Origin of the sequence: Paenibacillus sp. OAS669 (assembly GCF_014873645.1) — a bacterium.
GTDB lineage: Bacteria > Bacillota > Bacilli > Paenibacillales > NBRC-103111 > Paenibacillus_S > Paenibacillus_S vulneris.
Map to the genome: position 1 here is coordinate 266,056 of NZ_JADBDR010000001.1, position 14,196 is coordinate 280,251.

A 14,196-nucleotide genomic window follows, 5' to 3' on the forward strand; every position below is an offset into this window, starting at 1 on the left:
TATTTACCCAGCCGCGTCTGTTTCGCCAAGGGATCTCTCCGGCATCGTCCGCTGAGGATGCAAGCAGCACTGCTGCAAATAGGCTGTGAAGCTAGTCATATTCATCTGCATGTGCCTGTTGCTGCCCTCCAGCTTGCTAAGCATGATGCCCCCCTCCAATAAGGAAAAGGCAAAAGTAGCCAAGGCGTCCGCATTCAAATCTTCCTTGAATTCCCCCATTCGAATCCCCTCCTGGATAATGCTTTTCATTTCGTCCAAGGTCGAATGGAGTCCTCGCCTGGCTCTGTCACGCAGGACAGGATGAGTGTCATCACTCTCTACGGCTGTATTCTGCAGAGGGCACCCGCCGATAAACGGTGGGTTGTTCACGACGTCCTCATAAACGCGGAAATAGGCGAGCAGCCTGCCTGCTGCAGACTCCTCCTGTTCTATAGCCTCCGAAAACTTCCTGCCGACCCTGCTTGCCGCATATTGATACGCTTCCAGGGCGATTTCATCTTTGCTGTTAAAATGACGATAAATGCCCCCCTTCTTGATCCGGGTTGCGGCAATGATATCGTTTAACGACGAACCCGCATAGCCCTGCTGATTAAACAGCTCTGCCGATTTCATGATAATATGCTCCCGTGTTTTATCCCCTTTTTTCATGAGCCCTCCGTACGCGATGTAGTCTGCCCTCATTATACCAAATATTTACGGCTTTGCCTCTTGCCAACCGCCTGATGTGTGTTACAATAAAAGATACCGAACGGTATCTTTTATGAATTTATTATAAAGGCGGGATAGAGTTGACGCAAGCTCGATGGTATTCGCGGCACTATGCATGGATTGGACTAATAGCCCTATGGGTTATCGGATTTATTGGGACGATTTCCCGCTTCATTATGACCTCCTACCAGGTCCAAATGGCAGAGGACTTGCAAGTGGGCAGAGGATTTATATCCGCAGCTTGGTCGACAAATTTATTTATTGCCGCTTTATGCGCTCCAATAGGCGGCCGGCTCGTCGATCGGTATGGACCCAAGAGGATCATGTTCATCAGCAGCCTGTTCGGCATTGCCGGCACTGCTCTTGTTTTTCCGGGACATCATCCGGCCTTCTTCTTTGCCGGCTACGGTATTTTATCGGGGTTGACCGGTCTTGGAGCCTCGACAGCATATGTGCTGGTATTCAAATGGTTTGGCCGTCATAAAGCTAAAGCGGCGGGCCTATTGAGCAGCGCATCCTCCGTCGGTCTTGCCGTCTGCACCCCCTTGTTCGTAACCAACAGTCAGCTGACATGGGAATATGCATTTTTGATTTCAGCATTACTGGGCTTAGCGATAACCTTGCCCCTCATTATGTTCGTTATACGTCCCGCAGAAATGGACGTCGACATCGAGGATGCTGCCGAGCAATCCCGTCCTGTTGAGGAGCCCGCTCCTGCGGTAAAGGAGACTGCCGGCAAGCTTGTTCGCTTGCCTTTCCTGATCATCGCCTTTGCAATCTTTACATGTGGAATCAATATGGGGACAGTGGAGATGAATCTGGTTGCCATCCATCAGCAGGCTGAGGTATCGGCGGGGATGATCGCCCTATCGATGGGGGTTCTTGGAGTTATGGAGATAGCCGGGTCGCTGGTGTTCGGATTCACCATGGATGCTATCAACAAGCGGTTGGCCATGGCCTTGTTGTACGGGATTAGGGTAATCAGCTTTTTGATTCTGCTGTGGCACCCCTCCTGGTCCCCCGTCGCATTTGCCGTGACCTTCGGCTTGACCTACTTAAGCGCTGTTCCGGGAGGAATGGTCATTGCGAACGAGCTTACGAGCAGAAAAGGGACGTTGATCGGCAATTTAATGCTCTTTCATCAAGCCGGCGGCATCCTTGGCGCTTTGGTCGGCGGCATTGCTTATGATATGTTCAATAGCTATCAGATCTTGATCGGCATAGACGCCGTACTCTGCGTAATAGCGGCAGCCGGATATATGATTCTGAAGCTTCACCCGTTTGGTCAAGGAAAAAGAGAGCTGTACCAAGCAGGTTAAAGAGCCATTACATAGGGCAGTATCGGATTCTCTTTCGTAAATCCGGACCTCATGAAACGGATGGGAACCGGCAGGTATCATCCATCTGTTCCTAGTCGAAAAAGCAAAAACAAGCAGCACAGGACTTCAAAAATCCGTCCGGGTGCTGCTTGCTTATATTTTACTCCTAAACATCCATATAGAGGGAAATATCCCTTTTGGGTTTAGAGCTCCTCACTTAACCGCTCGATCTCGATACTTGCGAGAAGCAAAGGTGCGACACCCATAAGCACGTCGCTAACAACAGGTTCACTCAAATAATATTCATACGAGCCATCGCGGTATTTGCGCCCTCCAAGCCCTGCACCTTGACAAATGCTGTGCAAGTGCACTCCCTGTTCGTCCTCAGAGACGAATCGGGTGAGGATTCCTACGTAAGCACGCTCAACGACCTTACGGTCAATCTCGGATAAATAATGAAGTCGAATCCCCTTCGCCAAGGCATAGGTGAGCATGCACGAGCCCGATGCCTCCAGATAGTTGCCCTCGCGACCATTGCAATCCATCACCTGATACCAGAGTCCGCTCTCCTGGTCTTGTACGCGCACGACGGCATTCGCCATGCGTTCAAAGATGCCGAGCAGCTGTCCGCGCTTCGGATGACGGGCAGGAAAGTGCTCCAGTGCGTCGACGATAGCCATTGCATACCAGCCCATCGCCCTCCCCCAAACATGGCGCGAACGTCCGGTAGCGCCGTCGCACCAGCGCTGCTCCTTGCTCTCGTCCCAGGCATGGTGAAGCAGGCCGGTCTCAGGGTTACGCGTATGGCGTTCGACAAGCAGCAGCTGGTGAGCCGCTTCATCGAACCAGCCGTGCTCCCCAAACGTAGCGGCAAATTCCGCCATGAAGGGCGATGACATATACAACCCGTCCAGCCACATCTGGAAAGGATAAATCTTCTTGTGCCAGAATCCGCCTTCTTCCGTGCGCGGCTGGCCGATCAGCTGCGTTTCCAGCTCTCGTGCCGCCTTCTCGTACTTGTTCTCGCCTGTTTCCTTCCACAGCCGCATCAAATGCTTGCCTTTATTGATATGATCGAGATTGTAATCCTCCAGCCTAAAGCCGCCTTGGATGGAGCCATCCTCCTGGATGAACACATCCATTTGACGCTTTACGAACTCGTGATAACGGGAATCTTTCGTCCAGTCGCCAAGACGGCTTATCGCGGTTAACGCCATGCCGGCGACATATCCCCATTTGTTGCTGATGTTGGGATGATATCCGTCCACGCAGCGGGATAGAATCGTCTCTGCAATTTTGACGGACATGTGCTGTTCCGTCTGTGTTTGAGCAGTTGCCTGCATAATGGATACCTCCTGGATTAGGGCGTGCTTAATGGCAAGCTGTTGAAATCGTCCGGAACCTGGACCAGATACAGATTGCCGTACCCGTTCTTATCGCTTGTAAATAAGACTTGCTTTCCGTCGGCGCTGAAGCGCGGGTGAGCATGCACCTTCTGGGAATGAAAGCTGCAGCGGAGCTCGCAGAGCGTTCGGGGGCCATCATAGACCCCGTTGATTTTACGCCACATCGTAAGCGACTTCACGGCACCCTTGCCGTCCACGATCGCTTGACCCCAACCGTCCGCATAGGCATGCCACGTATCGAAAGCGAATTCCGTCTCCTCCATCCCCGTATTATCATAACGGATGGAGCCGAAGAAGTTGGTGCCGTTTGTGCGGAAGCCGTGATACCCGATCGTCAGCCCGTCCGGATAAAAGAACTCGTGTCCTACCTTTTCACCCGGTTCAAGCCGCTGTCTGATTTGCCACGCTTCCCCGGTCCGCAGGTCCAGCCCCCAAATCCGGTGGTCTACAAGATGCCATGGCCCTTCATGGCAAAAGGTCAAAAGCCAGGGCTCGACAGGTGAAGCATTGATGTGGGTGATGAAGCGCCGGGCCTCATAAACCGTCTCCGCCCTACCCTGCAAGGAGTCAATCCGGACGATCATACTGTGGGGAGCCGCTTCCATAAGCTCGCGGTGACCGACGTATCCGTTCCCGAGGTCCAGGCGGATGCGGGAAGAGAGGTCCTCCTGCACGCAGGTCAAGACGAATTTGCCATCTGCGGTCGCGCTTGCGTTTCCGAGATGATAGCCCTCGGGCGCTTCGTATAGGAGCTTTTCTTCCAGCGTCGATAAGTCCAGCCGGAATAGGCAGCGGTCTTTTTTGACAAAGGCCACGCTTCCGTCGGGCTGCAAGCATGCATCCAAATGATCGTTTGCAGAATAGTCCGTAAGCTGGGTAATGAGCCCGCTCGTCAGGTGCAGGCTGTACAGGTTCGTACTGTTTGCCCTGTCGGAGACCATCAACAGACGCTCTCCCCCGTCGTACCAGCCGTTTTCGGTAAAATATAGATGATGGCTGTGTGCCTTATAATCCGTTAATTGCGTAACTTCAAGCCCTGTCAGCCGGTCGACATACGTCTTCCGCTCTGACGGCCAGATGGTGCCTTTAGCCATTTGCGTGCTCCTTTCATGAAGGTTTATTACAGCCAGGGCTTAAGCCCCTCCCATGCTACCTTCCAGCTCCCATCCTTCGGAAAGCCCGGATTGTCCGCCTGCTCATTGCCTTTCCAGCCGCAGGCCATCATGGCGACAGCGGTCAACAAGCCTCCGTTACCCGGCAAATAGGCTGTTAAGCCCGGGCGCTGATAATTATGCCCGTTAGTCAAATAGGTGTTCTTGGTCGCATCCATCAGCAGGAAATCAACGGCAAGCTCCGGCTCTCCGAGCCTTGCCGCGGTCATGGCGCACATCGGGAAATCCCAGCCCCAGGCGGAATCCCACATCCATACCTCCTTGACCTTCATCAAGGTATTCCGCATCACTTCTCGATCGATGAGCGTTCCGGGCAATATGCCGAGAGCACCCAGCATGGAGGGATGGTCCCGGTTTTTACCGGTAAAGGTATCCGGGCACAGCTCGTGAGCGAGATAGACCCCATCCGCCTGCGGAGGCGGTGCCATGGATGCCGCTACTTCAACCCACCGCGGGTTGACGGGCGCCTGAAATCTCTCAGCCCATTGAACCGCGATCTCCAGCCCCTGCTTCCAATACTCCAGCTCATACGGAGGATTTTTGCTGCTCTGCAGATGGTGGCATTCTTGTGCCGGAATCAGCGGAGGTCCTAGATCGTACACGCGCTTTTCTTCATCCAGATGCGCGTAGGATACCATGAAATCGGCGGCCTCGAATACGATGTCGCGGTATTGCTCCAGCGTTTCGCGTGTCGGATTCGCCTGGTAGCACATCTCGGCAAGCACCATCGGATGCGGCTGCTGCCATATCAGTCCGGGAGCAACCGGGGAAGGGCACGGTTTGCCGTCGAAGCCGACCATCTTAGGCCAGCGGGCGCCCTCGTAGCCTTGTGACGCTGCCAAGTCACGCGCGACAGGGAGGATATCACGGTACCAGCCCATGCTCTTAAGCAGGTAGGCTTCTCTACCCCACAATGGAAAATGTGCCGCATGCCACCAATGCATCTCCAAATGCGCCTTGCCGAACCAACTGTTGTACATCAGCCCGGTTTCCTGAGGCGGTATGGAACCCCCGCTGTGAATGGCACACAGGAACTGGGACAAGACAACACGGCGCTCCAGCTCGAAAGCTCGTGGGTCGGAGCTGCCGGCAAAATCAATAGCCGCTCCGCTCATCCAAAAGTCCTCCCAGCGGCGTTCACTGGCATGGATGATACTATCGACGGATGCCGTTCTTGGTGCTTCCGGAGCAAACGAGACAGAAAATTCAAACAATTCGCCCTGCACTTCAGGCACTAATGTGACCTCATGCGGGCCGGTTCTTTCCAGCCGTCCCTGAGTCCATTCCCAGCCTACCTCGTATCGGTCCTCATCCATGGTTCTTTCCAACAACGCCCTGCAGGCTTCCTGTTGAAGCAGCTCTGTTCGGTGTCTGTCATCATGGTCCCAATCGGGAAACACCGCTTTGGCCCATGCCGTATGAACCATATCGGGCGCAGGAAACCGCATGAACATCTGAAGCCGTCCTTGGGAAATCAGAGGCGACTCCACACGGACGCCGACCGTATCGGCTTCGCCGTGGCAAGCGGTTGTTACTCTTACAGGCACGCCTTGTACGTCATACTCGCTTGTTAGCACGCCTGTCCATAAGTTCAGCCGCTGGCGTATATTCGTTAAATCGCTTGCCGTGGCTTCCTCGCCGGATTCGAGAAGAAACCGGAAGGAAATTCGGCCAAGCTGCAGGCGATGAGGATTTTGCCGCAGCCAGTGATAGGCTTCAGCCTTCTCTCCCGGCTTCATAGGATAGCCTACAAGCCGCCCGTAGGTATCGAACATTTGATGCTCGGCGTCCTTCTCCGTAAATCGGTGACGCCCTCCTGTGTAATGCCATCCCCAGTTGGATTGGGTGCCAAGCGGCACCTCATATTGATCCGGGAAGGTCTGCAAGCCGGTAATGTCGCTGCTGAAGGCAAATTCCGAATTGCCTACCGAGAAGGGCGACAGCGGGTCTAATTTGTTTAATTCTGGATGGTGCCGCTCAACAATTTGTCGTCTGTTCATGGGTTCCTCCTTGGAATGAACCCGGAGGGCACAGTCGGCTATTCGATCTGAAAATCCATCCGGGTTTTCATCATATCCCGGTACTTGCCCGGGGTGATATCTTTATATTTGCGGAAGATACGGATGAAGCTGTTCTCATGCTGATACCCCACCATGACGGCGATGTCCGAAATTCGGGAGTCCGTTTTGAGCAGCAGTTCGGCCGCCCGGTCCATTCGCAGTTGAGTCAAGTAGTTATATATGGTCTCGCCTGTCTCTTGCTTGAAGACCTGGCTGGCGAGACTGCTGCTGATACCTATGGAATCGGCAATCTCCGGAATGCCGATCGGTTCGCCGAGATGCTGCTTCATATAGTCGATCATCCGTTGGCACATCATGAAATCCTTGCTGTCGGCCAGACGGCGGTACTGCTCCACAATAGGAGCGATTCTGGAGTCCAGCTCCTGCCTCATGTCATCCAAATGCAGGGTTTCGAACCGTTCATATGCAGCCTCTGTCTCCTGCTGCTCCCCGGGCTGCAGCTGTCCAATCCGCTCGACAAGCTCCTGCAGAAAACTGACCACAGCCGAAGGATATTCGTACTGGATACGCAATTGCTCGAAAATCTGGTCCGCAGCCTTTGATATGGCAGGCTCATCCCCCGCCTGGATGGCATGCAGCAGCTCTTCTACGGCACGTCCGCCGGGCAGCGGCTCTTTGACTTCGTGCTCGGATACTTTATGGAACGGAATCGCTTGGCCATAGCCCTGATATACACGATAAGCAAGCGCATTCTCCGCCTCCAGCATCGCTTGCTTCAAACGGGTAATGTCCGTCTGGGGCGTGCTGATGCCTGCCGTAACGCTGAATTTGAGCAATTCTAGCACCACATTCGTCGATTCCTTCAGCTTTTTTTCCGGTGAGGCGCCAGGCTCCCTCGGCTGCATCAGGATAGCCGTCTTGTCCTTTCCGAAATCGGCGCATACGATTCTCCACTGCGGCTCGAACAGCTCCGCCATAATATTGGCAAGGGCGAATTTCAAGAGCGACCGGTCCGAGTCGGAATAAGAAGCCGACCATTCCTTATAACGGTCGATGGAAAGTATGGCTACGGTAACCGGAGCCTGCTCTTGCCAATCGCCAAAATAACGGTTCCATTTGTCCTGAATATCCCTTTTGCCGGTTAAATGGCCGGAATAAATATCGCTTAGCAGCTTGGAGGATGCCTCCGACATCGTCTCCCTGACGAGCTGGGACAGATGGGCATGGTTGCTCAGCAGTTCATCGGTCAGCTTCTCCAGATCAATTCCCCCGGCGCCGCTCTCCTTACGTTCATAAGCGCTGAACAATTGCCTCAGCCGCCTCACGGGACGGAAGGCCGCCGCATTGATATAGAAGATGGTCGCTCCGCCAAGCGCCAATGCGGCGATCGATACCAGCAATACGGTATCCCGTACCTTCTTGGACTTGGCCAACAGGCTGTCCTGTACAACAATAGAGACATACCTCCAACCGGTGACTGGCGATGTCAGCTGATTCACCAGCAGCTTGCGGTTCTGGTAGGTGATATCACCTGTATTATCTTCCTTCACTACGGCAAGTGCCTGCCGGATCGCGTCTTGATCGAATTCATAATTCGAAACCGAATATAAGACATCGTCATGCTCATCGATGATGTACCGCATCCTGTTAATGTTGTTAAAGCTGGAGTCCAGCCGGGCGAACAGCTCTTCATCCTTGAGGTTCACAGCCACAATGCCTCTAAACTCGCCTTGAATCTTGATCTTTCGAAACAGCGTCACATCGGAGCCACCACGGCTGGCGCCCTCCGGCACCTCCCGCTTCTTGATCACGGTCGGCTTGTCCCCGAATTCATCGGCCACGCTGACCCAATCCGAATCACCGAATGTCAGCTTGCTGGAGCTGTACCCCTGGGGAATGGCCACGAAGCTTTCTCGTTTAAGATCATAGACATAAATGCTTTTCACATATTTCGAATTGTTAACCAACGTGGTCAACAGCTGATAGATTTCCGTGATATTACTGAATGAATTCTGGTTCTCGCTCGTCAAGAATTGATATACATTGGCGCTTAACGAGACTTGAATCGCAGCCTGATCGCTTTCCTTGATGGATTCGTCGATCACATTCATATTGAGCTGAAGCATTTGCCGTTGGGGCTCGCTCAGCTCCTCCTGCAGCACCGCCTTGGACGTGTAATAAGAGGTTAAGCTGACAGCCAGAATAATGAGGAAAACCGATACGGTCAAAATCAAGACAAGCCGGATCTGCGTATGGGCCCAGTTGTACTTCAGCCATTTCTTGAGGGATTGCATCACGGGTTCCTTCCCACCTTATGTCGAATATGTTTCATTATAACGCGATTTCTCCCCCCAAGATACCCATTTTGACCTGGCTTTCCTCATTGTTTCAGCCTGTGATTCCTAATTGCTCCTTCATTCGCTGCGTTTCGATACCAGCAAGAAGCACAATGCCGATGCCGTGCGTATCGTTGAGGTTCCAGCCCAAATCATGCTTATAATAAGCATGGTGATAGGACCAGCTGGAGCCCTTGCAGACACCATACAGGTTACCCTGCTTATCGATGGCTCGCTCGCACAAGCCCTGCCATCCGGACAGCACAGCCTGGATATATGGCTCAGGCTGCTCCAACCACCCGTGCCGAACGCCAAGCGCGAAGCCATACATAAACATGGAAGTGCAGGAAGCCTCTTCGTAGGATTCGGGATCGGTCAGCACCTGATGCCATAATCCATGAACACCCTGGAGCCTCCGGTATCCCTCTGCCAGCTCACGGTAAAACGAGAGAATATCAGGATAGGCTGCATGATCTTGAGGCAGTACCGCAAGCAAAACCGCCAGCGAAAAGAATACCCAGCCATTCCCTCTGCCCCAGGCGGTCTGCGAACGTTTGCCCAGGTTCACATCATACACGTGGGACATAATGCTTTGTTCCGCCATAAACAAATAGTTCTTATAAAGTAATAGCTGCCGTGCCGCTTCATCGATATAACGTATATCTCTGGTGTGCTCTGCGTATCTGCACAGGAACGGCACGCTCATATACATATCGTCGCACCACATAGTGTTGTGCATGCTTGGCGAAACCCCGTTGTGCCTATACAGAGCGCCGTCCAGCATACGATCCTGTACGTCCATAATGTAGTGGGCGATGTCGTCAAATACGGCTGGCGCTCCCTTCAGCGGACGCAGCCGATTCGCAAGAATAGCAAGTGCGCCGAACGATCCGCAATCATCGAGGCTGTCGATGTGCGAGAGCTGGTTGTTCAAGCCTGCTGCTCCATAACGCTCCCGGTCCCAAAGCGAGTAGGCGTACGTCGAAGTAGCAAACTCGACATGCTTCAGGACATAATCGGACAAGTCTGTCCGCTGCAGGACATGGCTCGTTTCCAGCAAGCCAAACAGTGTGACGCCAAGCGGGTAATTCCAGCGGCCAAACAGCTCGTTCTCAAGAAAAGGCCGAATATTGGCATCCGGCTGCTCGGTGGTCCAGAAAAGAGAGCCCTCTTCTCCATAAGCTACCGTATCCAATGCCAAATAATCAGATACATTCACTTGTGTACCGGGAGCAAACGGACCCAAATAGAGCCAGCTGCCACGATAACCATGGATTCTGCGCGGGGCCGTTAACGACGCTCCAGCGGACAAGCTGCGGATCTCGAATCCCCAGCCGTCTTCACCCGCGATACATTGAGCCACCAAATCCGCTTTGCCGGGACCCGCATCGAATTGCAGGACAAAATCACCGCTCTGCGGTACGCCAAGCACTTTTCCGCCATTAAGCGTGAAGGATACTGGGCCATAGGCTGTGCCCTCAACTGTTATTCGTTGGACAGAGGAGGCGGCATTAGAAATTGCCGTCCATGCATAGGCCGTGGCACCCGGACGCAGCCCGTACATTTGCTCCAGCCTTCCAGCCTGTATATGCGGCGTTTCCCGCTCAGGAAGCCATTTCGCTCCGGTTTCCTCCTCAGATTGGTTTCCGCCGGGGATTGACCGGATAGCGAAGCTCAATGGGGCCGTATAAATCCATCCTTCCTCCCCGTCACGCTCGGCTGAAGGAGCCAGGAAATGAAAAGGCTTGTTCTTCCTGTTACCCGTGCCGAATTCCGCTCCGCAGCCTCCGCCGGCATTTTTCCCTAATTCAAACACGAAGTGATTCCACCCGCGAGTAAGAGATATTTTCAGCTTGATCGGCAGGGTACCGGAATCTCCCTTCTCCTCCTCCGGCGCGGAGCCGAACCGTTTGACGCCATTATGATAAAGCCGCACAGGCCCATAACAGCGCAAATGGAAAATAAAGTCCTCCGGCTGTTCACTCCACAGCTTGCCCCAAGCATAAACACGCTGGGTTTCGTTCATTTCGGGGAACATGCTGCTTACAGGAAATTGATACAGATGATGCTCCTGCTTGCGGATTTCATTAGTTCTTGTAACCCGGTAGACGGGCTCGTGAGGCGGATTGGCTCCGATGTACCGCTGGGCCATGACAGCCAGAACATGCGGAATATCGCATCCGGCTGTTTGTGAACCCATGCTTTCGATTGGATGAAAGTAGCTGCTCACTGCTATGGTTCCTCCTTCATTTCCCTTTACTATTGGATAGGCTATGCAGCCTATTCATGTCTATCCGCGAACACCCTGTAACACTTCCTCAATGGTAACCGGACGGTGCTCCTTGACGGAACGCCATACGGCTTCTCCCGCCGCCACGGAATAAGCTCCGTCTACAGCGCCGGATAATATCCGGTAAGGCCGCCTCGGGTCTTCTCCCATGAACAGATCCTCCAGGAGCAGCGGATCGCCTCCGCCATGTCCCCCTTCCCGGTGAACCACATGAATCGTTTCTTTGGAGCCGAAGAGCGGGAAATAATCGATGGTTTGGACCGGCGTCGGAAACGGCGTTCTGCCCGGCATATGATATTCCAATGTTTCCAGCCGGCCTTTGGTTCCGTTGATGGCAAGACGATAGCCCTCGTACGGCAGCGAGAAATTCACCGAATAGCTGAGCAGCGCCCCTTCGTTATACTTGATCGAAGCGGAATAGGTGTCCTCGATATCAATTTGCGAGTCGAAGATGCACTGGTCCGGCCGATAATCGGAATAAGGGAAGGACGACGTTCCCGAATCCAGCGAGCCCAGATGATCATCGGGAACCCGGATGTTTTTACTGCGGGCGTTCCAGCGTGAATAGTAGGCGCAATCGCTTGTATATTCACAGGTGCTGCAGAACCGGCCATCCTCCTTCTTAGGATTCAGCTCTCCTTCTGCGCCGTAGTAATTCAGCGCCCCATAAGCGAACACTTCCACCGGCTTTTGTCCGATCCACCAGTTTACCAAATCAAAATGGTGTGTGCATTTGTGAATCGACAAGCCTCCGGACAGCTCGCGAACCCGGTTCCAGCGCTTGAAATAGCTGGAGCCGTGGAAGGTATCCAAATACCAGTTCAGATCGATCGAGGTAATCCGTCCCAGCTTTCCTTCCAGTATCATCTCCTTGATCCGGGTATGGATGGGAGCGTACCGGTAATTAAACGTTACTGTGACAGACCCCTTGCTTTGCTGCTCCGCTTCCATCACGCGCCGGCTATCTTCTCCTGTCGTCACCATCGGCTTCTCCGTGATGACATCCAAATCGCGCTGCAGCGCTTGAATCAAATATTGCGCGTGTGTATCGTCCCGGCCGGCGACGATGATGACATCCGGGCGCGTTTCATCAACCATCCGGTCGAACTCCTGCTCGTTGTACGTTTTCACGTCCGCATGCTCGGGAAACCTTGACCGGTACAGGTCAAAACGCATCGGGTCCCGATCGAGCAGACCTACAAGCTCACAGGTGCCTGCAAAAGTGGTTAAGATCGGCTTGGCGAACATGCCGAGCGCCCTTCCGCTAACTCCGCAGATTGCATATCGTTTTTTCATTATTTGTACAGTCCTTTCTTCCTATCAGCCAGATGTGCTTGGGAATGAGCAGCAGGTGCCGGTGCCGGGTTGAAGATAGCCGGCAGGTCACCTGCTGATGATTCCCTATTTTTTGTTCACCTTCGCATACCATTCCTGAACGCGCTTCGTAACGGCTTCGCCGCCTGATTTATTCCAGCGGTCCACGAATTCGTCGAACTTGTCCAGAGGCCAGTCGCCGATGACGATTTTGGTCAAATATTCCTGGAACAGCTTGTGGGATTGAATATCCGGATAGCCTTCATAGACGGTGTTCGGAAGTCCGTCTCCCGCGATGCGGCGGGCATCAGCCGTGTTGACAACAAACATGTCCTGAACCATCTTCTGCATATTCTCAGGAACCGTTTCCTTAATACGGATATCCATATCCGCTTTCGTCGTCAAATTCTTCATGCCGAGTGCGAGCGGTCGGCTATCCTCAGGAGGGAGAAGCACTTTCTTGCCATTCTCCACTTTATGCTGCAAGCCCTCGATGCCGAATCGAACGAAATCGTCATTCTTCTCATCATAGAAGAAGTCAAGGAGTTTTAAGGAAGCTTCCGCTTTGCCTTTGGCCGCCGCCGGGATAATCCATTCCGGTTCCCCCATGCTCTTCTGGGTAACAAAGCCCTGGAAGCCTTCGGCTTTAGGCATTGGCATACCGACGATATAGGCATCCGGAGCCCCTTTCAGCATGGCGGTGTAACGATCGCGTACGTTGGCCGGAAGATGGTACCAGCTGCCGACCAGGTTGTTGTTGATTTTGGCCTGCCAAACGTCACCCTTGTTCAAGAAAGTCTCGTTGTCGAGGAGCTTCTCCTTATAAAGGTCGCGAATAAAAGCGATAGCAGCCTTCATGTTCGGTGTCACGCCGGCATATTGAATTTTACCGTCATAAATATCCCATTCCGGACTTCCTTCCCACATCGCAACGCCATACATTCCGAAGAGATGATCCATCCATTTGCCAAATTCACGTCCGGAGGTCGGGAGCTCGTCCTTCTGGCCGTTCCCGTTCGGATCCTTGTCGCGGAAGGCTTTCAGAACCTCTTTGTATTCCTCCACCGTCTTCGGCATCGGTAAGCCTACCTTGTCCAGCCAGTCCTTGCGAATCATCGGAGCGCGCTCCGGCACCAGGAATACCTTCGGCACGTAATAAATATGTCCATCCGGCGAAGCCGAGCGTACGATATCCCAAGCTTCCTTCGGAATGTTCTTCCATACATTCGGGGCGTATTTCGGCAGCAAGTCATCCAGAGGCAAAGCGCCGCCCTGCTGAATCAGCGTCTGCTCGACACCGCCGATCGGGCGAAGAATATCTGGCAGGTCATCCGATGCTATCAGCAGATTCAGAAACTCCGTAGGCTCCGAGCCTGGAGGCGTAGTGATCAGCTTATACTCCACCCCTGTCTTCTCGGCGACATATTTCACATGAGCGTTGTTGCTGTCCGGGATGGTCCCGACCCCCATATGACTTTTGAACACTTTGACTTGTACGGGCTTGCCGTCCTTAGATTGTGAAGCAGATGATTTCTCCCCTGCATTGGAGCATCCGCTGAGCGCGGCAGCTGTGACGAGCGCGATCAACGCGGACCATGTCGTCGTTTTCTTCAGCACATGTTTGGCCATG

General features: G+C 53.4%; 9 protein-coding genes. 1 reads left to right on the forward strand and 8 read right to left on the reverse strand.

The window, feature by feature from the left end:
• Positions 1-3: 3 nt before the first annotated feature.
• Positions 4-648, reverse strand: a complete 645-nt coding sequence (locus GGC63_RS01035; RefSeq protein ID WP_192700753.1) for a TetR/AcrR family transcriptional regulator — start codon at positions 646-648, stop codon at positions 4-6.
• Positions 649-788: 140 nt separating this feature from the next.
• Between GGC63_RS01035 and GGC63_RS01040 the strand changes: the two genes are divergently transcribed.
• Entirely contained in the window at positions 789-2,027 is a 1,239-nt protein-coding gene (locus tag GGC63_RS01040; protein WP_192700754.1) for an MFS transporter, read from the forward strand.
• A 203-nt stretch (positions 2,028-2,230) separates the two neighbouring features.
• Here GGC63_RS01040 and GGC63_RS01045 read toward each other — a convergent pair whose 3' ends face one another.
• The 7 genes from GGC63_RS01045 to GGC63_RS01075 form a co-directional block, all read right to left on the reverse strand.
• The gene (locus GGC63_RS01045) at positions 2,231-3,370 is read right to left on the reverse strand and encodes a glycoside hydrolase family 105 protein (protein WP_192700755.1); all 1,140 of its coding nucleotides are present in this window, start codon (positions 3,368-3,370) and stop codon (positions 2,231-2,233) included.
• A gap of 17 nt (positions 3,371-3,387) precedes the next feature.
• Complete coding sequence (locus GGC63_RS01050; protein ID WP_192700756.1) at positions 3,388-4,527, reverse strand: oligogalacturonate lyase family protein; 1,140 nt, start codon at positions 4,525-4,527, stop codon at positions 3,388-3,390.
• Positions 4,528-4,553: 26 nt separating this feature from the next.
• Positions 4,554-6,605, reverse strand: coding sequence for a glycoside hydrolase family 65 (locus tag GGC63_RS01055; protein WP_192700757.1), 2,052 nt, complete (start codon positions 6,603-6,605; stop codon positions 4,554-4,556).
• Positions 6,606-6,643: 38 nt separating this feature from the next.
• Positions 6,644-8,920 (reverse strand): helix-turn-helix domain-containing protein, encoded by a 2,277-nt coding sequence (locus GGC63_RS01060; RefSeq protein WP_225947921.1) that lies wholly within the window; start codon positions 8,918-8,920, stop codon positions 6,644-6,646.
• Positions 8,921-9,014: 94 nt separating this feature from the next.
• Positions 9,015-11,192, reverse strand: coding sequence for a glycoside hydrolase family 105 protein (locus GGC63_RS01065; protein ID WP_318780959.1), 2,178 nt, complete (start codon positions 11,190-11,192; stop codon positions 9,015-9,017).
• 60 nt (positions 11,193-11,252) lie between these two features.
• The gene (locus tag GGC63_RS01070) at positions 11,253-12,548 is read right to left on the reverse strand and encodes a Gfo/Idh/MocA family protein (protein ID WP_192700759.1); all 1,296 of its coding nucleotides are present in this window, start codon (positions 12,546-12,548) and stop codon (positions 11,253-11,255) included.
• Between the two features lie 105 nt (positions 12,549-12,653).
• A complete protein-coding gene (locus tag GGC63_RS01075) occupies positions 12,654-14,195 on the reverse strand; it encodes an extracellular solute-binding protein (protein WP_192700760.1) in 1,542 nt (513 codons plus the stop codon).
• Position 14,196 lies beyond the last annotated feature (1 nt).